At 70.2% G+C, this 22,595-nt stretch carries 17 protein-coding genes and 1 rRNA gene; 6 read left to right on the forward strand and 12 right to left on the reverse strand.

From position 1 onward, the window contains the following. Positions 1-16: 16 nt before the first annotated feature. Positions 17-1,542, reverse strand: a 16S ribosomal RNA gene (locus OG568_RS23205). 843 nt (positions 1,543-2,385) lie between these two features. Between OG568_RS23205 and trpS the strand changes: the two genes are divergently transcribed. Beyond that, positions 2,386-3,384, forward strand: a complete 999-nt coding sequence (gene trpS, locus OG568_RS23210; protein WP_329532965.1) for a tryptophan--tRNA ligase — start codon at positions 2,386-2,388, stop codon at positions 3,382-3,384. Between the two features lie 234 nt (positions 3,385-3,618). On the opposite strand, the gene proC is transcribed toward trpS, so the two are convergent. The 3 genes from proC to OG568_RS23225 all read right to left on the reverse strand — a co-directional run bounded on the left by proC (position 3,619) and on the right by OG568_RS23225 (position 6,206). Next, entirely contained in the window at positions 3,619-4,428 is an 810-nt protein-coding gene (gene proC / locus OG568_RS23215) for a pyrroline-5-carboxylate reductase (protein WP_329365672.1), read from the reverse strand. Positions 4,429-4,614: 186 nt separating this feature from the next. Then, a complete protein-coding gene (locus tag OG568_RS23220) occupies positions 4,615-5,409 on the reverse strand; it encodes an ABC transporter permease (RefSeq protein WP_266437749.1) in 795 nt (264 codons plus the stop codon). After that, a complete protein-coding gene (locus OG568_RS23225; RefSeq protein WP_266437753.1) occupies positions 5,406-6,206 on the reverse strand; it encodes an ABC transporter ATP-binding protein in 801 nt (266 codons plus the stop codon). Before OG568_RS23225 ends, OG568_RS23220 begins: the two co-directional genes overlap by 4 nt. 297 nt (positions 6,207-6,503) lie before the next feature. On the opposite strand from OG568_RS23225, the gene OG568_RS23230 reads away from it, so the two are divergent. Further along, positions 6,504-7,940 (forward strand): SulP family inorganic anion transporter, encoded by a 1,437-nt coding sequence (locus tag OG568_RS23230; RefSeq protein ID WP_329532966.1) that lies wholly within the window; start codon positions 6,504-6,506, stop codon positions 7,938-7,940. On the opposite strand, the gene OG568_RS23235 is transcribed toward OG568_RS23230, so the two are convergent. The 3 genes from OG568_RS23235 to OG568_RS23245 all read right to left on the reverse strand — a co-directional run bounded on the left by OG568_RS23235 (position 7,904) and on the right by OG568_RS23245 (position 9,763). Beyond that, complete coding sequence (locus OG568_RS23235) at positions 7,904-8,782, reverse strand: class I SAM-dependent methyltransferase (protein WP_329532967.1); 879 nt, start codon at positions 8,780-8,782, stop codon at positions 7,904-7,906. The two genes, OG568_RS23230 and OG568_RS23235, sit on opposite strands and share 37 nt — an antisense overlap. Before the next feature lie 116 nt (positions 8,783-8,898). After that, positions 8,899-9,378 (reverse strand): EamA/RhaT family transporter, encoded by a 480-nt coding sequence (locus tag OG568_RS23240; protein WP_266584591.1) that lies wholly within the window; start codon positions 9,376-9,378, stop codon positions 8,899-8,901. A 49-nt stretch (positions 9,379-9,427) separates the two neighbouring features. Beyond that, a complete protein-coding gene (locus OG568_RS23245; protein ID WP_329532968.1) occupies positions 9,428-9,763 on the reverse strand; it encodes an SH3 domain-containing protein in 336 nt (111 codons plus the stop codon). Between the two features lie 170 nt (positions 9,764-9,933). Here OG568_RS23245 and OG568_RS23250 point away from each other — a divergent pair, with 170 nt between their 5' ends. Beyond that, a complete protein-coding gene (locus OG568_RS23250; RefSeq protein ID WP_329532969.1) occupies positions 9,934-12,090 on the forward strand; it encodes a serine/threonine-protein kinase in 2,157 nt (718 codons plus the stop codon). Positions 12,091-12,170: 80 nt separating this feature from the next. Here OG568_RS23250 and ilvD read toward each other — a convergent pair whose 3' ends face one another. From ilvD to OG568_RS23270, 4 genes are all read right to left on the reverse strand, one after another. Further along, positions 12,171-14,024, reverse strand: coding sequence for a dihydroxy-acid dehydratase (ilvD, locus tag OG568_RS23255; protein WP_329532970.1), 1,854 nt, complete (start codon positions 14,022-14,024; stop codon positions 12,171-12,173). Between the two features lie 216 nt (positions 14,025-14,240). Continuing rightward, positions 14,241-14,861, reverse strand: a complete 621-nt coding sequence (locus OG568_RS23260) for a TetR/AcrR family transcriptional regulator (RefSeq protein WP_329532971.1) — start codon at positions 14,859-14,861, stop codon at positions 14,241-14,243. Beyond that, the gene (locus OG568_RS23265) at positions 14,858-15,682 is read right to left on the reverse strand and encodes a sugar phosphate isomerase/epimerase family protein (RefSeq protein WP_266584582.1); all 825 of its coding nucleotides are present in this window, start codon (positions 15,680-15,682) and stop codon (positions 14,858-14,860) included. Before OG568_RS23265 ends, OG568_RS23260 begins: the two co-directional genes overlap by 4 nt. A gap of 324 nt (positions 15,683-16,006) precedes the next feature. Continuing rightward, positions 16,007-16,939 carry a Ppx/GppA phosphatase family protein gene (locus OG568_RS23270; protein WP_329532972.1) on the reverse strand — a complete coding sequence of 311 codons (933 nt, stop codon included), beginning with the start codon at positions 16,937-16,939 and terminating at the stop codon, positions 16,007-16,009. Positions 16,940-17,010: 71 nt separating this feature from the next. Here OG568_RS23270 and OG568_RS23275 point away from each other — a divergent pair, with 71 nt between their 5' ends. Next, positions 17,011-17,871 carry a hypothetical protein gene (locus tag OG568_RS23275; RefSeq protein ID WP_329532973.1) on the forward strand — a complete coding sequence of 287 codons (861 nt, stop codon included), beginning with the start codon at positions 17,011-17,013 and terminating at the stop codon, positions 17,869-17,871. A gap of 51 nt (positions 17,872-17,922) precedes the next feature. Here the strand turns inward: OG568_RS23275 and OG568_RS23280 are convergent, their stop codons facing one another. Further along, entirely contained in the window at positions 17,923-19,701 is a 1,779-nt protein-coding gene (locus OG568_RS23280; protein WP_329532974.1) for a BACON domain-containing protein, read from the reverse strand. A 204-nt stretch (positions 19,702-19,905) separates the two neighbouring features. Here OG568_RS23280 and radA point away from each other — a divergent pair, with 204 nt between their 5' ends. Both radA and disA read left to right on the forward strand, forming a co-directional pair. Continuing rightward, a complete protein-coding gene (gene radA, locus OG568_RS23285; RefSeq protein WP_266437784.1) occupies positions 19,906-21,315 on the forward strand; it encodes a DNA repair protein RadA in 1,410 nt (469 codons plus the stop codon). Between the two features lie 79 nt (positions 21,316-21,394). Further along, positions 21,395-22,519: a DNA integrity scanning diadenylate cyclase DisA gene (disA, locus tag OG568_RS23290; RefSeq protein WP_266584576.1), complete on the forward strand. Its 1,125-nt coding sequence runs from the start codon at positions 21,395-21,397 to the stop codon at positions 22,517-22,519. Positions 22,520-22,595: the final 76 nt, after the last annotated feature.

Genomic DNA, 22,595 nt, shown 5'->3' on the forward strand with positions numbered 1-22,595 from the left:
CCTAGATGCTCCTTAGAAAGGAGGTGATCCAGCCGCACCTTCCGGTACGGCTACCTTGTTACGACTTCGTCCCAATCGCCAGTCCCACCTTCGACAGCTCCCTCCCACAAGGGGTTGGGCCACCGGCTTCGGGTGTTACCGACTTTCGTGACGTGACGGGCGGTGTGTACAAGGCCCGGGAACGTATTCACCGCAGCAATGCTGATCTGCGATTACTAGCAACTCCGACTTCATGGGGTCGAGTTGCAGACCCCAATCCGAACTGAGACAGGCTTTTTGAGATTCGCTCCGCCTCACGGCTTCGCAGCTCATTGTACCTGCCATTGTAGCACGTGTGCAGCCCAAGACATAAGGGGCATGATGACTTGACGTCGTCCCCACCTTCCTCCGAGTTGACCCCGGCAGTCTCCTGTGAGTCCCCATCACCCCGAAGGGCATGCTGGCAACACAGAACAAGGGTTGCGCTCGTTGCGGGACTTAACCCAACATCTCACGACACGAGCTGACGACAGCCATGCACCACCTGTACACCGACCACAAGGGGGCGACCATCTCTGGCCGTTTCCGGTGTATGTCAAGCCTTGGTAAGGTTCTTCGCGTTGCGTCGAATTAAGCCACATGCTCCGCTGCTTGTGCGGGCCCCCGTCAATTCCTTTGAGTTTTAGCCTTGCGGCCGTACTCCCCAGGCGGGGAACTTAATGCGTTAGCTGCGGCACCGACGACGTGGAATGTCGCCAACACCTAGTTCCCACCGTTTACGGCGTGGACTACCAGGGTATCTAATCCTGTTCGCTCCCCACGCTTTCGCTCCTCAGCGTCAGTAATGGCCCAGAGATCCGCCTTCGCCACCGGTGTTCCTCCTGATATCTGCGCATTTCACCGCTACACCAGGAATTCCGATCTCCCCTACCACACTCTAGCTAGCCCGTATCGAATGCAGACCCGGGGTTAAGCCCCGGGCTTTCACACCCGACGTGACAAGCCGCCTACGAGCTCTTTACGCCCAATAATTCCGGACAACGCTTGCGCCCTACGTATTACCGCGGCTGCTGGCACGTAGTTAGCCGGCGCTTCTTCTGCAGGTACCGTCACTCTCGCTTCTTCCCTGCTGAAAGAGGTTTACAACCCGAAGGCCGTCATCCCTCACGCGGCGTCGCTGCATCAGGCTTTCGCCCATTGTGCAATATTCCCCACTGCTGCCTCCCGTAGGAGTCTGGGCCGTGTCTCAGTCCCAGTGTGGCCGGTCGCCCTCTCAGGCCGGCTACCCGTCGTCGCCTTGGTGAGCCACTACCTCACCAACAAGCTGATAGGCCGCGGGCTCATCCTTCACCGCCGGAGCTTTTAACCCACCCAGATGCCCAGGCAGGTGTTATCCGGTATTAGACCCCGTTTCCAGGGCTTGTCCCAGAGTGAAGGGCAGATTGCCCACGTGTTACTCACCCGTTCGCCACTAATCCACCCCGAAGGGCTTCATCGTTCGACTTGCATGTGTTAAGCACGCCGCCAGCGTTCGTCCTGAGCCAGGATCAAACTCTCCGTGAATGTTTTCCCGTAATCGGGACGACACCACGAGAGCGGAACCAGGAAGAGGAATAATCCTCCCGGTTCACAGCGTCCTCGCTGTGCGCCTACCAGGCAGTGCCCGGCAGGACTTTTTCAAAGGAACCTCGCCCCAGCCGATCGGCCGGAGACGGGGTATCAACATATCTGGCGTTGATTTTTGGCACGCTGTTGAGTTCTCAAGGAACGGACGCTTCCTTTGTACTCACCCTCTCGGGCTTTCCTCCGGGCGCTTCCCTTCGGTCTTGCGTTTCCGACTCTATCAGACCGTTTCCCGATCCGATTTCCTCGGTGCTTTCCAGGTTTCCGCTTCCGCGTTTCCCTTTCCGGCGGTTCCGACTCTATCAGATCCTTTCGGGCCTGATTCCCAGTCAGCGGGGCTTGTCTTCCCGGCCCTTCGGCCGTTCCGACGAGTGAGACTTTAGCGGATTCCTGACTCCCGAGCTAATCGGGGTGGCGCCCTTTCGAACGCGGATTCCTCATTTCGCAAACACGCAGGAAAACGAGCTGACGACGAGTCGTCGTTCGTTGAGTGCTTGTTGCGGAATGGCTGTCCGGGGACCGACCGGAGTCGGCGCTCACGTCGGACAACTCGGAGAACACTACGTACCGGGCAGGGGCGTGTCAACTCGGCCCCGGGACGCCCTCCGGAGGCGTACTGTCTGAGCCATGACTACACATACGTGCACCCAGCAGTGGTGGGCCGCCTGACGGCGGCCGTACTCACGTATGTACACAACGGCCGCCGCCTCGGCGGCCGTTTTTGTGTCTCCCTCCTGAGGAGCCGGCCGGCGGGTGCGGCGGCCTCGACCAGGAGGTGGAGAGATGACACGGGTCTTCAGTGGGGTCAAGCCGACCGGGCATCTGACGCTGGGGAACTATCTGGGAGCCATCCAACGGTGGGCCGATGTCGACCAGCACCGGGCCGACGCCCTGTTCTGCATCGTCGACCTGCACGCGCTGACCGTGGACCACGATCCGGCGCGGGTGCGCAGGCTCAGTAGGCAGGCGGCGACGTTGTTGCTGGCCTCGGGGCTCGATCCGGAGCTGTGCACCGTCTTCGTACAGAGTCATGTGGACGAACACGCCCGGCTGTCCTATCTGCTGGAGTGCGTCGCGACCGACGGGGAGATGCGGCGGATGATCCAGTACAAGGAGAAGGCCGTGCGGGAGCGGGAGCGGGGCGGGAGTGTGCGGCTGTCCCTGCTGACGTATCCCGTACTGATGGCGGCGGACATCCTGGCGTACGGGAGCGACGAGGTGCCGGTCGGGGACGACCAGACGCAGCATGTGGAGCTGACCCGGGATCTCGCGGTGCGGTTCAACCAGCGCTACGGCCACACCTTCGTGATGCCCCGGGCCACGCGGCCCCAGATCGCGGCGCGGGTCATGAATCTGCAGGAGCCGACATCGAAGATGGGCAAGAGCGATGACGTGGGGCCCGGCGTCGTCTACCTGCTCGACGAGCCGGACGCCGTACGGAAGAAGATCATGCGGGCCGTGACCGACAGCGGACAGGATGTCGTGTACGACCCCGAGGCGCGGCCGGGGGTCTCGAATCTGCTGGAGATTCTCGCCGCTTGTGAAGGTGGGGATCCGGAAACCCTGGGCGGCGCGTATGAGTCGTACGGCGCTTTGAAGAAGGACACCGCCGAGGCCGTGATCGAACTCCTCAGGCCCGTGCAGGAGAGGCACAAGCGGCTGTGCGCGGATCCCTCGTATGTGGAGGCGGTTCTGCGCGACGGTGCCGGGAAGGCCAGGGAGATGGCGCGTCCTCGGGTGGACGCGGCGTATCGGGCGATCGGGCTGCTGGCCGCCGGCTGAAGTCCCTGAGGGGAGAGCGGTTGTCGGCGGCGGGCCGGGGCGGTGGCCCCGGCCCCGCTGTCTCTAGTGCCGCGGCAGGCAACGTTTGCCCGTCAAGGAGCGGCGTCCAGTGCGTGCTCTCGGCGTGCCGGCCGGAAGGCCCCGTCGACGGACCGGACGTACTTGGGCTTTCGGCCGGTGCGGCGAGAGTGCGTGCCGGGCGTCGCGACGGGGCGAACGTTGCCTGCCGCGGCACTAGCTGTTGCCGGAGGCCAGTTCGCGGCTGCGGTCGCGGGCTGCCTCCAGTGCGGCGATGAGGGCGGCGCGGACGCCGTGGTTCTCGAGTTCGCGGATCGCGTTGATCGTGGTGCCCGCGGGAGAGGTGACGGCCTCGCGGAGTTTCACGGGGTGCTCCCCGCTGTCGCGGAGCATCACGGCGGCGCCGATCGCGGACTGGACGATCAGGTCGTGGGCCTTGTCGCGGGGCAGGCCGAGCAGGATGCCCGCGTCCGTCATGGCCTCGACCAGGTAGAAGAAGTACGCCGGTCCCGAGCCGGAGAGCGCGGTGCAGGCGTCCTGCTGGGACTCGGGGACGCGGAGCGTCTTGCCGACGGCGCCGAAGATCTCCTCGGTGTGGGCGAGATGCGCTTCGGTGGCGTGGCTCCCGGCGGAGATGACGGACATGGCCTCGTCGACGAGAGCGGGGGTGTTCGTCATGACCCGGACCACCGGGGTGCCCGCGGCCAGGCGCTCCTCGAAGAAGGAGGTGGGGATGCCGGCCGCGCCGCTGATGACCAGACGGTCGGCGGGTACGTGGGGGGCTAGTTCGTCGAGGAGGGTGCCCATGTCCTGCGGCTTGACCGTGAGGATCAGGGTGTCGGCGTTCTTGGCGGCCTCGGCGTTGGTGACGGCGGTGACGCCGTAGCGCTCCTGGAGTTCCCTGGCGCGCTCGGGGCGGCGGGCCGTGACCAGCAGGTCGGTGGGGGCCCAGCCGGATCGGATCACTCCGCTGAGCAGGGCTTCGCCGATCTTGCCGGTGCCGAGGACTGCGACTTTCTGGGTCATGGTGCGGGTGCCCTCCGGGGGTGCGTCGTCCTGGGGTCATCCTCGCACTTGGGGGGTTGGGCGGGGTGGGGTGTCCGTTGGGCGGACGTGGGGGCCCAGACCCCCGAGGGGGTTCCTTCGGCTGCGGGACGGTGGGGGCTTGGCGCGCAGTTCCCCGCGCCCCTGCCCTCCATCGGCGTGGATTCGTCATTCAGTGCGGCGCCTCAGGGTTGCCGCGCCCAGGGTCAGTACCAGGACGGCGCAGCCCGCCACGATGAACGCGTCGCGGACGAAGTTGGTCGTCATGTCGGTGTGCTTGAGGACTTCGTTCATGCCGTCGACGGCGTAGGACATGGGCAGGACGTCGGAGAGGGCTTCGAGGATCGGGTGCATGGAGGAGCGGGCCGTGAAGAGGCCGCAGAGGAGGAGTTGGGGGAAGATCACCGCCGGCATGAACTGGACCGCCTGGAATTCCGAGGCCGCGAAGGCCGAGACGAAGAGGCCGAGGGCCGTGCCGAGCAGGGCGTCGAGCAGGGCCACCAGCAGCAGGAGCCAGGGGGAGCCCGTGACGTCGAGGCCGAGGAACCAGACCGCGAGGCCCGTGGCCAGGGCCGACTGGACTACGGCGACGGCACCGAAGGCCAGGGCGTAGCCGGCGATCAGGTCGCCCTTGCCGAGGGGCATGGCGAGGAGGCGTTCCAGGGTGCCCGAGGTGCGTTCGCGCAGGGTGGCGATGGAGGTGACCAGGAACATCGTGATCAGCGGGAAGATCCCGAGGAGGGAGGCCCCGATGGAGTCGAAGGTGCGCGCGCTGCCGTCGAAGACGTAGCGGAGCAGGACGAGCATCAGGCACGGGATGAGGATCATCAGCGCGATGGTGCGCGGGTCGTGGCGGAGCTGGCGCAGCACGCGGGTCGCGGTGGCGGTCGTACGGGAGTAGCTGATCGCGCTCGGGCGGGCGGGGGCCGTCGTACCCGTGTGCGTGGGGGTGGTCGTGGTCATCGGACGGTCTCCTTGCGGGCGTCGCCGGTCGCGGCCGCCTCGTCGACGAGGTGGAGGAAGGCGGCCTCGACGGTGTCGCGGCCGGTGCGTTCGCGCAGGGCGTCGGGGGTGTCGTCGGCGAGGATCTCGCCCTCGCGCATCAGGAGCAGGCGGTGGCAGCGCTCGGCCTCGTCCATGACGTGGGAGGAGACCAGCAGCGTCGCCTTCCGTTCCGTGGCGATGGCGTGGAAGAGGTTCCACAGGTCGCGGCGCAGGACCGGGTCGAGGCCGACGGTGGGCTCGTCGAGGACCAGGAGTTCGGGGGTGCCGAGCAGGGCGACCGCGAGGGAGACGCGGTTGCGCTGGCCGCCGGAGAGGTTGCCGGCGAGGGAGTCGGCGTGGGTGGTGAGGTCGACATCGGCGATGGCCTGGGTGACATGGGCGTCACGGCGGTCGGCGGCGGCGCGGCCCGGGTCGAGGATCGCGGCGAAGTAGTCGAGGTTCTGGCGGATGGTCAGGTCGTCGTAGACCGAGGGGGCCTGGGTGACGTATCCGATGCGGGAGCGCAGTGCGGCGTCGCCGGCGGGGCGGCCGAGGACTTCGAGGGTGCCGGTGACTTTGGCCTGGGTGCCGACGACGGTGCGCATGAGGGTGGACTTGCCGCAGCCGGAGGGGCCGAGGAGGCCGGTGATCTGGCCACGGGGTACGGCGAAGTCGAGGCCGCGCAGGACGGTGCGGGGGCCGCGTACGACGGTGAGGCCGGTGGCGCGGATGGCGGTGGCCGTGGGGCGGTCGGGGGGCTGCGGCGCAATATTCATCACGTGATGAATATTGCGTGGGAGGGGTGGCTGCGTCAAGCCCGGTCGCATTCGACGGCGCAGGCGCGCGGCGGCGTGATCGGAAGGGTGCGTTCCGGCGCGCGGTGGGGTGGTGCGCTTCCGCCTTCACTCGGCGGCCACACGGAAGGGCTGCGCGATCAACTTCCGTTACCGACAATGGATTTCAGTGCGCGGTCATATGCCTACCGGCCTTGGTGCCGCGCCGTTGGATCCGCCGTGCCCTCCCCCGGCTCGGCACCCACGCATCTTCCGTTCTCAACCGGAGGTGCCGTTGCCATGCGCAAAGTCGATCTGCGTCGAGCCGATCTGTTCGCGTCCATCGTCGTTTTTCTCGTCGCGTTGCCGTTGTGTGTAGGGGTCGCCATCGCCTCGGGCGTGCCGGCCGAGTTGGGGCTGGTGACCGGAATCGTCGGCGGGCTGGTCGCCGGGGTGCTGCCCGGGAGCAGCCTGCAGGTGAGCGGGCCCGCGGCCGGGCTGACCGTGCTGGTGTACGAGGCGGTGCAGACGTACGGACTGCGGGCCCTGGGCGTGCTGGTGCTCGGCGCCGGGCTGGTGCAGCTCGCACTCGGGGCGTTGCGGCTCGGGCGGTGGTTCCGGGCCGTGTCCGTCGCGGTGGTGCAGGGGATGCTCGCCGGGATCGGGCTCGTGCTGATCGCGGGCCAGGTCTACGCGATGGGTGACGCGTCCGCGCCCGCGAGCGGGCTCGGGAAGATCGCCGGGGTGGTCTCGTTGCCCTGGGACGCGGACCCGGTGGCCCTCGCGGTCGGGGGCGCCACCGTGGTCGTACTGCTGCTGTGGCCGCGTTGGCGGCATGGGGCGCGGGTGGTGCCGGCGCCGCTGCTGGCGGTGGCGCTCGCCGCGGGTGTGACCGGGGTGTTCGATCTGCCCGTGCGGCGGGTCGAGGTGCGCGGGCTGCTCGATGCCGTACAGCCGCCGTCTTTGGCGGACCTGGGACGGCTCACGGAAGTGGGCATGCTCGGGACGGTGGTCGCCTTCGCGCTGATCGCCTCCGCCGAGTCGCTGTTCAGCGCCGCGGCGGTGGACCGCCTGCACCGGGGGCCGCGGACCGACTACGACCGTGAGCTCATCGCGCAGGGTGCGGGGAACACCGTGTGCGGGGTGCTCGGGGCGCTGCCGATGACCGCGGTGATCGTGCGGAGCGCGGCGAATGTGCAGGCCGGGGCCAAGACCAAGGTCTCGCGTGTATTGCACGGGGTATGGCTGCTGGTCTTCACGGTGGTGGTGCCCGGGGTCCTCGGGATCATTCCGGTGGCGGCGCTGGCGGGGCTGCTCGTGCACGCGGGCTGCAAGTTGGTGCCGGTGCGGGAGGTGCGGGTGTTGTGGCGCGGGCATCGCGGGGAGGTGGTCGTGCTGGGGGTGACCGCGGTGGCGATCGTGGTGGGGAACCTGTTCGAAGGGGTGCTGGTCGGGCTTGCGCTCGCCGTCGCCAAGACCGCGTGGGACATCAGCCATGTGCATGTGGAGACGGAGGACCGGGGGGCCGCGGGGATGGTCGTACGGGTGATCGGGAATGCCACGTTCCTGCGGCTGCCGAAACTGTTGGACGCCCTGGAGGCGTTGCCGCACGACCGTGACGTACGGCTGGAGTTGGGCGGCCTGCGACATGTGGACCACGCGTGTGCGGCGGCCCTGGAGCGGTGGGCCGCCGCGCGGGATCACGAGCGGGTCGCCACGATCACCAGTACGTCGTAGACCTCCTCGACCTGACCGTCCGGGAACGCCTCGAGGAGGCGGGCGCGCTCCTCGGCGAGGAAGGCCTCGGTGCCCTCCTTGCCGAGGACCAGGAAGATCGAGTGGCTGCCGATGTTCGCGAGGTGGGTGTCCACGGGGACGCGGCGGCTCCAGCGGACGGTGCGGTGGGTGTGGAACGGGGGCTCGGGAACGCCTTGGAAGGCGCGTTCGGTGCGGAGCTCCGCGGCTGACTGTTTGGTGGCGGCGCCTTGCTCGGTGGCGGCGCCTTGCTCGGTGGCGGCGCCTTGCTCGGTGGCGATGCCTTGTTTGGTGGCGATGCCTTGTTTGGTGAGGTGGGCGCCCTCGAAGTACCGCTCGATGCGTTGGGCCTGGGCGGCGATCCAGGGAATGTCCAGGGCGTCCGTGTTCCACCAGAGCGCGAGGGCGCCGCCGGGGCGCAGGACGCGGAAGGCCTCCGGGAGGGAGTGGGCCGGAGTCGTCCAGTGCCAGGACTGGGCGTAGGTGAGGAAGTCGGCGGAGGCGGTGGCGAGGGGGAGGGCGTCGCCGGTGCCCCGGACGAGGGGGATGTCGGGGAGGGTGCGGCGGAACTCCGCGGCCATGCCCTCGCCGGGTTCCACGGCGATGACGTCCGCGCCTCGGGCGTGCAGGAGGGTGGTGGCGATGCCCGTACCCGCGCCCACGTCGACGACCTTCGCGCCCTTGAGGGGGCGGTCGGCCAGGTCTTCGAGGGTGGTGAAGAGGGCGGGTGGGTAGGAGGGGCGGTTCGCGGCGTACTGGGCTGCGGCGGTGTTGAAGGAGTGGGCTCGGGTGGTGTGGGAGGAGGAGGGCGGAGGGGTCGTCATAAGGCCATGGTGATGGTGGGGGGTAGGGGTGGGGAACAGTTTTTTGGCTGCGGGCCGGTGGGGGCTGGGCGCGCAGTTCCCCGCGCCCCTGGGGCACGGGCTGCGCCCCAGTGCCGTTAAGGGCGGCGGCGCTTCTTTGAAGGGTTGCGGGAGCGGCGCTCGTACTGGCGGCGTGCCTCCTCGTACTCCTCGCGGGCGAGCTTCTCGCCCGGGGCCTCGGTGAGGGTGCGGAAGGCGTAGGCGAGGAGGGAGCCGATGAAGCCGATGGCCAGGAGGCCGCGGAGGGAGGCCTGGCGGTCGGGGTCCGGGCGCTTGGAGAAGGCGTCCCAGGTATGGCGGAACGCGAGCGCGCTACACACCGCGAACATCAGCACGACCAGGAGGGTCACGGGTTTGCCGACGTCCGCGATCGCCAGGCCCTGGTAGGCGAAGCGGAGCACGAAGCAGGCGGCGACCGCGGCGGCGAGAGAGCCTACGGCGACGGCGATGCGGCGGGCCGTGTAGCCGCCGTCCTGGGCCACCCAGGTCGTCCCGAAGAAGCGGAGGGGCTCGGGCTGGGGTCCCGCGGGGGTACCGGATCGGTTCTCGTCACTCACTCGACGATTATCGCTCCGGTCGGCCGCGGGGCCCCTGGGCCTCGTTCGGTCAGGAGCAGCGCGGCGCGACGTAGCCGTCACTGCCGGTCTTCACATAGGCGTCCGAGATGTACTCACCGTTGGCGATGTTGTCCCAGATGCTGGTGGTGCCGTAGGGGCCGCTCACGGATTCGCCCGGGCGCTGGCAGAGGATCGACACGCGTGAACCCTCAGGCAGGACCCGCACAATGCGGTAGCTGGTGCCGGGGCCGCTGCGGACGTTCACCGCGGAGCCGGGTGCGATGGGGTAGGTGACCGCTTGCACTGCGGTCACGCTCGCGGTCGCCGTCGTCGACGCCACCCCCTCGTCACCGCTCTCCATGTTTTGAATACGCTCAACAGCCATTGAGGCCTCCCCCGTTGAATCAGATGGAACAGATGGAACAGACGGAATCAGGCAATGTGCATGCGTACGCCTGTCGCACGCGGAGGCTAGCAAGCCGCCTCGGTCTCGTACGAGGAATCGACTAGGCTCCGTGCGTCGCGCGCGCGGACGAACAGCACGGGGGTGGGTCCATGGCGCCACAGCGGAACTCCGGAGCGGATCCGGAAGCGGAACTTCCCGAGTACGCGGGGCAGTACCGCCTTGACGAGCGCCTCGGGTCCGGTGGCATGGGCGTGGTCCATCTGGCCCGCAGCGGCTCGGGGCTGCGGCTCGCGGTGAAGGTCGTGCATGCCGCGTTCGCCATGGATCCCGAGTTCAGAGGGCGTTTCCGGCAGGAGATCGCTGCGGCGCGGCGGGTGAGCGGGGCGTTCACCGCGCCCGTGGTCGACGCCGACCCGGAGGCCGGGCGCCCCTGGATGGCGACCCTGTTCATACCGGGCCCGACCCTCGCCGAACAGGTGAAACAGAACGGTCCCATGCCCGCCTCCCAGCTGCGCCGGCTGATGGCCGGGCTGGCCGAGGCACTGCGCGACATCCATCGGGTGGGAGTCGTACACCGGGATCTCAAGCCCAGCAACGTCCTGCTCGCCGAGGACGGCCCCAAGGTCATCGACTTCGGTATCTCGCGGCCGTCGGACAGTGAACTGCGCACCGAAACGGGCAAGTTGATCGGGACGCCGCCCTTCATGGCACCTGAGCAGTTCCGCCGTCCGCGGGAGGTGGGACCGGCCGCCGACATCTTCGCCCTGGGCTCGGTGATGGTGCACGCGGCGACGGGCCGTGGCCCCTTCGACTCCGACAGCCCCTACGTCGTCGCCTACCAAGTCGTGCACGACGAACCGGACCTGACCGATGTGCCCGGGAATCTCGCACCGCTCATCACCCGTTGCCTCGCCAAAGAGCCCGAGGACCGGCCGACGCCCGACGAGCTGATGCGGGAGCTGCGCTCGGTGGCGGCCTCGTACGACACGCAGGCATTCATTCCGGCTCAGCGCACCGAGCAGGCCGATGCCCCGGCCGCTCCTGACGCCCCTGACGCCCTGGCCGCCCCTGAGGCCCCGGCCGCTCCCGCCGGCGCGGAGACTTCGCCGCCCGTGCGACGGCCCAAGGGCCAAGCGCTCAGGCGCGTCGCCGTCGCCGTCGGCGCTCTCGTCCTCGTCGCGGGCGGGGCACTGGCCGCGCCCCGGTTGCTCGGGCAGGACGACAGCGGCGCCGCTCCGCGGGACCATCGGCAGCGGTCCGCACCGGCCGCCTTCAGCGGGTGGGACACAAAGCCCGCGGCCCGAGCCGGCGGGGCGCCCCAATGCTCGTACGGCGGCCGGAAGTTGTTCTGTGCCCAGCCGGGACTGGTCTCCGCGCTCGACCCGGTCGACGGCAAGGTGCTGTGGCGTCACGCCTCGACCGAGCGGAGCCTCCCGGACGGGGCGCCCGCCATGTCGGGCGGCCTCGTGCATGCCGTGACTCACGCCGGCCGGCTCCTGGAGGCGCTCGATCCCGCCTCGGGCAAGGTGCGCTGGAAGATGGACCTCACGGCATACGGCCGGTGGCAGCACGTGGGGGGCATGGTGCTCCTCACCCGTGCCGACGGGACGGTCAGCGGGGTGGACGGCGCCACGGGTGAGAACCGGTGGAGCCGCCGGCTGCCGGGACAGACCGCGCCGAACTTCGCCGCGTTCGCCGGGGACGAACTCGGCTACGCCACGAGCACGGCGGACGACGGAAGCCATACGCAGGTGACCGCGGTGGATCCGGAGACCGGCGACGTGCGGTGGAACACCGGTCTGAAGGGGACGCTGTATCCGGTCGGCGCATGGCGGGGCACCGTGTTCTTCACGTCGGTCGACAAGTACACCCGGACCGTCGCCCTGGTCCAGTACGACCCGAAGAGCAAGACGTCGCACCGGGTGGGGCTCGAGGTGGCGCTGCCGCAGGCTCAGGCCACCGTCCGCGGGAGCACCGTCTACATGATGAGCACCCTCGGCGCGCTGGTGGCCGTCGACATGGACGCCCGGAAGCAGCGCTGGCGCCTCGAGACCGCCGTGAGCCAGGGCTCGGCACCGGCCACCGACGCCAAGCACGTGTACTTCACCGCCGCCGACGGGCGGCTGCTCGCCGTGGACGCCGTCCGGGGCAAGCTCGTCGGCCAGACCCGGACACGGCTCGCAACGGAGTCGGACCGGGTCCCGGCCGTACTGCAGACGCCGATGATCGCCGATGGCAACGTCTACTCGAGTGCGCCCGACGGGACCGTGTTCGGCGTGGCGGGGGACGATCCGGCGGCCTGGTGAGCCAAAAGGGCGGAGCAAAGGGGCCGCTTCCGAAGAAGCGGCCCCTTGAAGAGCACTCTTGAAGAGGTTCTGGGGTCGGATCAGCCCAGCTTCGAGACGTCTCGCACCGCGCCCTTGTCCGCGCTCGTCGCCATCGCGGCGTAGGCGCGGAGGGCGGCGGAGACCTTGCGCTCGCGGGCCGCGGGGGCGTAGACGCCGCCCAGGGCGTTGCGGCGGGCGGTGAGCTCCTCGTCGGAGACCAGGAGTTCGACGGAGCGGTTCGGGATGTCGATGCGGATGCGGTCGCCGTCCTGGACCAGGGCGATGGTGCCCCCGGACGCCGCCTCGGGGGAGGCGTGGCCGATGGACAGGCCCGAGGTGCCGCCGGAGAAGCGGCCGTCGGTGATCAACGCGCAGGTCTTGCCGAGGCCGCGGCCCTTGAGGAAGGACGTCGGGTAGAGCATCTCCTGCATACCGGGGCCGCCCTTGGGACCCTCGTAGCGGATGACGACGACGTCGCCGTGGGTGATCTCCTTGCGGAGGATCTTGTCGACGGCCTCGTCCTGCGACTCGCAGACGACCGCGGGGCCCTCGAAGGTCCAGATGGACTCGTCGACGCCCGCCGTCTTCACGACGCAGCCGTCGACCGCCAGGTTGCCCTTGAGGACCGCCAGGCCGCCGTCCTTGGAGTAGGCGTGCTCGGAGGAGCGGATGCAGCCGTTCTCGGCGTCCTCGTCGAGTGCCTCCCAGCGCTCGGACTGGGAGAACGCCTCGGAGGAGCGGACGCAGCCGGGGGCCGCGTGCCACAGTTCGATCGCCTCGGGGGACGGGGAGCCGGCGCGCACGTCCCACGTCTTCAGCCAGTCGGAGAGGGACGGGCTGTGGACCGAGTGGACGTCCTCGTTCAGGAGGCCCGCGCGGTGCAGTTCGCCCAGCAGGGCGGGGATGCCGCCTGCGCGGTGCACGTCCTCCATGTAGTACGTGCGGTCCTTCGCGACGTTCGGGGCGACCTTGGCGAGGCAGGGCACGCGGCGCGAGACCTCGTTGATCTCGTCCAGGCCGAAGGGGACGCCCGCTTCCTGGGCCGCGGCCAGCAGGTGCAGGATCGTGTTGGTGGAGCCGCCCATGGCGATGTCGAGGGCCATGGCGTTCTCGAACGCCGCGTGTGTGGCGATGTTGCGGGGCAGGACCGACTCGTCGTCCTGGTCGTAGTAGCGGCGCGTGATGTCGACCACCGTGCGCGCCGCGTCCTCGTACAGACCCTTGCGGGCCGTGTGGGTGGCGAGCACCGAGCCGTTGCCGGGGAGGGACAGGCCGATGGCCTCGGTCAGGCAGTTCATCGAGTTGGCCGTGAACATGCCCGAACAGGAGCCGCAGGTCGGACAGGCGTTCTCCTCGATACGGAGGATGTCCTCGTCCGAGATCTTGTCGTTCACGGCGTCGGAGATCGCGTCGACCAGGTCGAGCGTACGGACCGTGCCGTCGACCAGGGTGGCGCGGCCGGACTCCATGGGACCGCCGGAGACGAAGACCGTCGGGATGTTCAGGCGCAGGGCCGCCATCAGCATGCCGGGGGTGATCTTGTCGCAGTTCGAGATGCAGATCAGGGCGTCGGCGCAGTGGGCCTCGACCATGTACTCCACCGAGTCCGCGATCAGGTCGCGGGAGGGCAGGGAGTACAGCATGCCGCCGTGGCCCATCGCGATGCCGTCGTCGACGGCGATCGTGTTGAACTCGCGCGCGATGCCCCCGGCGGCCGTGATCGCCTCGCTGACGATGCGGCCGACCGGCTGGAGGTGGGTGTGGCCCGGCACGAACTCCGTGAAGGAGTTGGCGACCGCGATGATCGGCTTCCGTCCGATGTCCGCGCCCGGTACACCGGAGGCACGCATAAGGGCGCGTGCGCCCGCCATGTTGCGGCCGTGGGTGACTGTGCGGGACCTCAGTTCGGGCATCGTCGCTCGCTCCTTCGGAGAGTAATGACTGAGGTCGAGCCTACGCCCGTGCGCCACGATTCGGACGGGGTGTCCGGAATGCGGGACGGTTGTCTCGGTGGGCGGGTGCGGGGGGCTGTTCTCGGTGGGTGAAGTGCGGGTCCGATTTGGCTGAGCGCGCCCACGCGGCGGAGCCGCACCATGTCACCGCCCCGCGCCCCTCAGGGGGCGCTCAGCTCACGGGGCTGTCAGGTGGCCCTGTACCACCGGGGCCACTCGCTCGACGATGCGTTCCACGTCCGCCGAGGCCAGCGGCTCGATCTTGATGACGTAGCGGAGCATCGCCACGCCCACCAACTGGGCCGCCGCCAGTTCGGCGCGGAGTTCCGCGTCGGGGAGGTCGAGCCGGCCCGCGATACGGCGCAGCAGCTGGGCGGCGACCAGGCGGCGGAAGACGGCGGCCGCGGTCTCGTTGTTCACGGCGGAGCGGACGATCGCCAGCAGCGGGGCCCGGGTGGTGGGGTTCTCCCAGATGCCGAGGAGGAAGCGGGTCAGGCGCTCGCCGACACCGTCCAGGGGGCCGTCCTCGACCGCGGCCGGCGCGGCCAGCGCGGGGGCGAAGGCGACCTCGATGGCCGCCTCGAAGACCTGTTCCTTGGTGCCGAAGTAGTGGTGCACGAGGGCCGAGTCCACACCGGCGGCCTTGGCGATGCCGCGCACCGACGTCTTCTCGTAGCCACACTCGGAGAACTCCTCGCGGGCCGCCTCCAGGATGCGGTCGCGGGTGGCGGGGGCCGCCTCCGACTGCGTACGGGAGGGGCGTCCCCGGCCACGGCGGGGGGTGGCGGCGTCCGTCACCGGCGCGGCACCTTCACCGCGGAGGCCAGGTGCAGGCGGGTGAAGGCCAGGGCCTCCGCCAGGTCCGCCTCGCGCTCGGCGCTCGACATCGCGCGGCGGGTGTTGACCTCGATGACGACATGGCCGTCGAAGCCGGAGAGGGCGAGGCGCTCCAGCAGTTCGGCGCAGGGCTGGGTGCCGCGGCCCGGGACCAGGTGCTCGTCCTTGTTGGAGCCGTTGCCGTCGGCGAGGTGGACGTGGCCGAGGCGGTCGCCCATGCGGTCGACCATCTGCAGGGCGTCGCTGCGGGCCGTCGAGGTGTGGCTGAGGTCGATCGTGAAGTGCCGGTAGTCGTCCTTCGTCACGTCCCAGTCGGGGGCGTACGCGAGCATCTCGCGGTCGCGGTAGCGCCAGGGGTACATGTTTTCGACGGCGAACCGTACGTCCGTCTCGTTCGCCATACGCCAGATCCCCGTCACGAAGTCGCGCGCGTACTGGCGCTGCCAGCGGAACGGGGGGTGTACGACGACCGTCGACGCGCCCAGCTTCTCCGCCGCCGCCTGGGCGCGCTGCAGCTTGACCCAGGGGTCGGTGGACCAGACGCGCTGGGTGATCAGCAGGCAGGGGGCGTGAACGGCGAGAATCGGGATCTGGTGGTAGTCGCTGAGGCGGCGGAGGGCTTCGATGTCCTGGCTGACCGGATCCGTCCAGACCATGACCTCCACACCGTCGTAGCCCAGGCGCGCGGCGATCTCGAAGGCCGTCGCCGTCGGCTCCGGATACACGGACGCCGTGGACAGCGCGACCTTCGCATCCGGGATGCGCACGACTGGTTCTGCCACGAGGGACAGCGTAAGCCTCCGGCGGTTGGGCGGGGGGTGGTGGGGGTTGGGAGGGGGGTCGGCGTGGGATGGGGGTCAGGTGGGGGTGGGGTGGGGTGCCTTGTCGCCGTTGTGGGGGTTGTCGTGGGCGGGTGCGGGTGGTGTGAGGCTGGGCGCGCAGTTCCTCGCGCCCCTGGTGGGGCGGGCGCCGGTGGGTGGGTGCGGGTCGTGGGGGGGCTGGGCGCGCAGTTCCTCGCGCCTCTGGTGGGGGCGGGTTGTTTGGGGCTGGGCGTGCGGTTCCCCGCGCCCCTGGTGGGGGCGGGGGACGTGACTTCGGTTACTCGGTCACTCTGATGCCATCTGGTCCAGGCGGCGGAGGATGACGCCCTCTCGTAGGGCCCAGGGGCAGATTTCCAGGGTCTCCACGGCGAAGAGGTCCATGGCGCCCTCGGCGACCATGGCGCCGGCGAGGAGTTGGCTGGAGCGGCCGGGGGAGACGCCGGGGAGTTCGGCGCGTTCGTCCGCGGTCATGGAGGCCAGGCGGGGGACCCAGTCCTCCAGGGTGCGGCGCTTGAGTTCGCGCTGGACGTAGAGGCCGTCGGTGGAGCGGGCGGCGCCGGCCAGGCGGGCGAGCTGCTTGAAGGTCTTGGAGGTGGCGACCACGTGGTCGGGGGCGCCGAAGCGGCTGAATTCGCCGACGGTACGGGCGATCTCGGCCCGGACGTGGCGGCGCAGGGCCCTGACGTCCGCCGGGTCGGCGGGGTCGGTGGGCAGCCAGCCCGCGGTCAGGCGTCCGGCGCCGAGCGGCAGCGACGCCGCCGCGTCCGGCTGCTCGTCCATGCCGTACGCGATCTCCAGCGAGCCGCCGCCGATGTCGAGGACCAGCAGCTTCCCCGCCGACCAGCCGAACCAGCGGCGGGCCGCCAGGAAGGTCAGCCGGGCTTCTTCCGCCCCGCTCAGGACCTGGAGCTCGACACCGGTCTCGGCCTGCACCCGCGCCAGTACGTCGTCGGCGTTGCTGGCCTCGCGCACGGCGGAGGTCGCGAACGGCAGCAGGGCCTCGACGCCCTTGTCCTCGGCGGCCACCAGCGCGTCCTGGACCGTCGCGATCAGTTTTTCGACGCCGTCGAGGCCGATCGCCCCGCTCTCGTCGAGCAGTTGGGCGAGCCGCAATTCGGCCTTGTGCGAGTGCGCGGGCAGCGGGCGCGCGCCGGGGTGTGCATCCACCACCAGCAGGTGCACCGTGTTCGAACCCACGTCGAGGACACCGAGTCTCATATACGGAACGCTACTGCGCGTACGGCGGTCGACCGTCCCCGGAGCGGGCTGAAGCGACTTACCCTGGACGGGTGCCAAAGACGAAAAAGGCGAAGCCCGACAAATCGACCAAGGGTTCTTCGCAGGCGAAGACCTCCGCGTCCAAGAAGTCCCCGACGAAGTCCCCGAAGAAGGCCACCGTGTCCGACGAGAAGGGGCTCGACTTCGCTCGGGCATGGGTGGAGTTTCCGGATCCCGCCGACGACGAGCAGGTCTTCCGGTGCGATCTGACATGGCTGACCTCTCGCTGGAACTGCATCTTCGGAAGCGGCTGTCAGGGCATCCAGGCCGGTCGCGCCGACGACGGCTGCTGCACGCTCGGAGCCCACTTCTCCGACGAGGACGACGAGAAGCGGGTGGCCTCGCACGTGGCACGGCTCACGCCGGACATCTGGCAGCACCATGACGTGGGGGTGAAGACCGGCTGGGTCTCCGAGGACGAGGACGGCGACCGCCAGACCCGCCCGTACCAGGGCTCGTGCATCTTCCAGAACCGGCCCGGCTTCGCCGGAGGCGCGGGCTGCTCGCTGCACATCCTGGCGATCAAGGAGGGGCGCGAGCCCCTGGAGACCAAGCCGGACGTCTGCTGGCAGCTGCCCGTGCGCCGGACGTACGAGTGGATCGACCGGCCCGACGACACCCGCGTGCTCCAGGTCTCCATCGGCGAGTACGACCGCCGGGGCTGGGGTCCGGGCGGCCACGACCTGCACTGGTGGTGCACGTCGGCGACCTCGGCACACGGCGCGGGCGACCCGGTGTACGTCTCGTACCGCCCGGAGCTGATCGAGCTGATGGGCAAGGCGGGCTACGGCCGGCTGGTCGAGCTCTGCGAGGAGCGGCTGGCCTCGCAGCTGCCGTTGCTGGCTCCGCATCCCGCGGACCCGGTCGTCTGAGACCCCTCGGTCCAGCGTGCCCCGCTCCATCGTCTTCCGGCCCCGCGGGCGTTACGAGGACGGGTTCGGGGCGTCGCTGTCGCCTGGCGGCGGCGTCGAACCGCCCGGGTCCGACGGTGACGGCGAAGACGGTGAGGGCGACGGGTCCGTGGGAGTCGGCTGGGGATCGCTGGGCGTCGGTGACGGGTCCGAGGGGGGCGTGGTCGGGCCGGGCCCGGACGGGGTGGGACGGCCGGGCGTGGGGTCGGGGCCGGAGCTGCCCGGGGCGGACGGACCCGCTGTTCCGTACCCCCCGATCGTGACCACCGCTCCCGCCGGTGCGATCGACACCCGCGCGCCCCAGGGGCCCACCGGCTCGCGAAGATGATCGACGTACACCTTGATCGTGAACGTTTCTCCGGGGGTCAGCGTTCCCGACGACTGGCTGAAGTAGAGCCAGGACGCTCCCGTTTCGGCGGACCAGTGGACCGGTGAGCTCCCGGAGGCGGTGAGCGTGACGAGGGTCGTGTCGCCGCTGCCCGAGGCCCGGACCGCGAGGTGTCCGGCGCCGTTTCCCGCGCTGGGGGCGCTGATGACCTCCACGGAGACGTCGGGCGAGTGGCTCCCCTTGGCGAAACGGGTGTCGGGTCTGGCGCTGGCGTTGCCGGCGTTCTCGTAGCCGCCCGCCTGCTCGCCGGTGATGCCGTCGGGCCCGTGCGCCTCGCTCGCGGTGATCGAGCGGCCGTCGGCGCCCTCGCCGGTCAGGGGCGCGCCGCGGTAGGCCGCCCAGAGGGCGAGGACGGGTGCGGCGACGACGGTGGCGACGACGGTCGTCGTGACGGCACGCGCGCGAAGGCGGTCCCTGCGGGCGGCGTGGTCCTTGGGGTCCACGGGGAAACCGCGCCGGTCGAAGCGTGGAGCGGCACCCCGCGCGCGTGGGACGTGGGCCATCGCGATGTGCAGGGCCGCGCGCGGGGCCTGCAGGACGGGGAGCGCGGCGGGCGTGACGGTGGTGCCGGGCCAGGCACCGGGTGCGGCGCGCTCCGCGGTACGGCGGCAGCGCGGACAGTCGTCGACGTGCCGGACCAGCTCCCGGCGCAGGGTGGCGCTCAGGACGAGCTGGTTGTCGCCGGTGAGGCGGGCGACGCTCGGGCAGGTGCCGGTCTCCACGACGGCGAGGGCGGCGCGGGTGCGTTCGACCTCGCAGGCGGCGGTGGCGAGCAGTTCGCGCGCCTTGGCGAGGTCCAGACCGAGAACGGCGGCGACCTCGGCGGCGGCGAGCTGGTGGCGCACGGCGAGTTCGAGCGCCTCGCGCTGCTCGGGGGTGGTGCCGGCGGCCTCCGGCCAGGCCAGCAGGGCCAGTTCGAGCCGCCGCCGGTCCTGCGCCTCCTCGGAGACGGGGGCGCTCAGCGCCTCGGCCGCACATCGGCCGGCGGCTTCCTTGTGGCCCTTGAAGAGGGCCTTGTGGCCCTTGGCGGGCGTAGGCCGACCCGAGGCGTGGGCCGCCTGGCGCCTGCGCCGGGCCTCGGTGAGTTTGCGCAGACAGGACCAGCGGGCGAGGGCGTACAGCCAGGCCCTGCGGTCCTCCGGCGCCGCCGGGCCGCGCTGGCCGCGGCGCTCGGCCAGCGCGAGCGCGTCCCCGAGGGCGGCGGTGGCTTCGTCGTGGTCGCACAGCACGGACAGGCAGTAGGTGAACAGGCCGTCCAAGTAGGGCTCGTAGCGCGCGGGAGGGCGCTGAGCCAGGGTGCGGGTGTGCGCGCCACGGGGCGCGGTCACCCGCTTGCGCGCGTCTCCGTGCGCCCGGTGTGTGCCGGTGGTGTGCGTGGAGGTCTCCGGACTGCTGCTCATCACCCGTGCGACCGTAGGTGCCCGAGGGTGGCCCCTTCTTCCCCCTTGAGCACATTTAATCCATACGGGTGAAACGATCCCTCAAAGGGGGACAGGAGCCTCCGATTCCGTGGCCCACACCGTCACAGGCGGCAACGGCAGGCCATGGCAGATGCCCCGCCGGGCGGGCCCGCCCGTGCTGTCAGTCCTCTCGGTTACGGTTCCGTCATGGCTGCCCGTACGAAAACCGCGAAGGACCGGCCGTCCTACCGCTGCACCGAGTGCGGCTGGCAGACGGCCAAGTGGCTCGGCCGCTGCCCCGAGTGCCAGGCGTGGGGCACGGTCGAGGAGTACGGCGCACCCGCGGTCCGTACGACGACACCGGGCCGTGTCACCACCTCCGCGGTGCCGATCGGGCAGGTCGACGGCCGTCAGGCCACGGCCCGCTCCACCGGTGTACCCGAGCTGGACCGCGTCCTGGGCGGCGGTCTCGTGCCCGGCGCGGTCGTCCTGATCGCCGGCGAGCCCGGTGTGGGCAAGTCCACGCTCCTCCTGGACGTGGCGGCGAAGGCGGCGAGCGACGAGCACCGCACGCTGTACGTGACGGGTGAGGAGTCGGCCAGCCAGGTCCGTCTGCGCGCCGACCGCATCAAGGCGATCCACGACCACCTGTACCTGGCGGCGGAGACCGACCTGGCCGCCGTGCTCGGCCACTTGGACGCGGTGAAGCCTTCGCTCCTCATCCTGGACTCGGTCCAGACCGTCGCCTCCCCGGAGATCGACGGGGCGCCCGGCGGTATGGCCCAGGTGCGGGAGGTCGCCGGGGCGCTCATCCGTGCCTCCAAGGAGCGCGGCATGTCCACGCTCCTTGTGGGTCATGTCACCAAGGACGGCGCGATCGCGGGCCCCCGCCTGCTCGAACACCTCGTGGACGTCGTCCTGAGCTTCGAGGGCGACCGCCATGCGCGCCTGCGTCTGGTCCGAGGGGTCAAGAACCGGTACGGGACGACGGACGAGGTCGGCTGCTTCGAGCTGCACGACGAGGGCATCACGGGCCTCGCGGACCCCTCCGGCCTCTTCCTCACCCGTCGCGCCGAGCCCGTCCCCGGCACCTGCCTGACCGTCACCCTGGAGGGCCGCCGCCCGCTGGTGGCCGAGGTGCAGGCCCTCACCGTCGACTCCCAGATCCCCTCCCCCCGTCGCACGACGTCCGGCCTGGAGACCTCCCGGGTCTCGATGATGCTGGCGGTCCTGGAGCAGCGGGGCCGCATCAGCGCCCTCGGCAAGCGGGACATCTACTCGGCGACGGTGGGCGGCGTGAAGCTCTCCGAGCCCGCCGCGGACCTCGCGATCGCCCTCGCGCTCGCGTCCGCGGCCAGTGACACCCCGCTCCCCAAGAACCTCGTGGCGATCGGCGAAGTGGGTCTCGCGGGCGAGGTCAGACGGGTCACGGGGGTACAGCGGCGGCTCGCCGAAGCCCACCGCCTGGGCTTCACGCACGCCCTCGTTCCGAGCGATCCGGGCAAGATCCCTGCCGGTATGAAGGTCCTGGAAGTCGCCGACATGGGCGACGCCCTGCGAGTCCTCCCGCGCTCCCGTCGCAGAGAGGCCCCACGGGACGAGGAGCAGCGCCGGTAGACTTTGCCCTGGTCTCGCCCGTCCGTACGAACCCTGGACGAACCTTGGGCGACCGGAAACCCGCGACCGGAGGAGTGCAGTGGCAGCCAACGACCGGGCAGCAGCTCCCGGAAAGTCCGGTGGGAGCTCCGGTGCCGATGGCCTGATGCGCGCCTCATTGAGCGCCGTGGCACCTGGCACGGCCCTGCGCGACGGGCTCGAGAGAATTCTCCGCGGCAACACGGGCGGACTCATCGTGCTCGGCTGGGACAAGACCGTCGAGTCGATGTGCACGGGCGGCTTCGTCCTGGACGTCGACTTCACGGCGACCCGGTTGCGCGAGCTGTGCAAGCTCGACGGCGGCATCGTCGTCGACAAGGACATCACCAAGATCCTTCGGGCCGGCGTCCAGCTGGTGCCCGACCCGACGATCCCGACGGAGGAGACCGGCACCCGGCACCGCACGGCGGACCGGGTGAGCAAGCAGGTCGGCTTCCCCGTCGTCTCGGTCTCCCAGTCGATGCGTCTGATCGCGCTGTACGTCGACGGTCAGCGCCGCGTCCTGGAGGACTCCGCAGCGATCCTCTCCCGTGCCAACCAGGCCCTCGCGACCCTGGAGCGCTACAAGCTCCGCCTCGACGAGGTCGCGGGCACGCTCTCCGCGCTGGAGATCGAGGACCTGGTCACCGTCCGCGACGTGTCGGCGGTGGCGCAGCGCCTGGAGATGGTGCGGCGCATCGCCACGGAGATCGCCGAGTACGTGGTGGAGTTGGGCACGGACGGGCGTCTGCTCGCCCTCCAGCTGGACGAGTTGATCGCCGGCGTGGAGCCCGAGCGGGAGCTGGTGGTCCGGGACTACGTGCCGGGGCCGACCGCGAAGCGTTCCCGCACGGTCGACGAGGCTCTCTCCGACCTGAACGCCCTGGCCCACTCCGAGCTGCTCGAACTGCCCACGGTGGCGAGAGCCTTGGGCTACACCGGCTCCCCCGAGGCACTCGACTCCGCGGTCTCCCCGCGCGGCTTCCGCCTCCTCGCCAAGGTTCCGCGTCTGCCCGGCACGATCATCGACCGTCTCGTGGAGCACTTCGGCAGTCTGCAGAAGCTCCTCGCCGCGAGCGTCGACGACCTCCAGGCGGTCGACGGGGTGGGCGAGGCGCGGGCGCGCAGCGTCCGTGAGGGCCTGTCGCGGCTGGCGGAGTCGTCGATCCTGGAGCGCTACGTCTGACGAGGCCCGGCGCGCTCGGGGGCGCGCGGCAGGCCTCGGGGCCTGCGCACTCAGGGACTGTGTGCCCCGCCGGGGA

The organism is Streptomyces sp. NBC_01450, from assembly GCF_036227505.1.
Classification (GTDB): Bacteria; Actinomycetota; Actinomycetes; order Streptomycetales; family Streptomycetaceae; genus Streptomyces.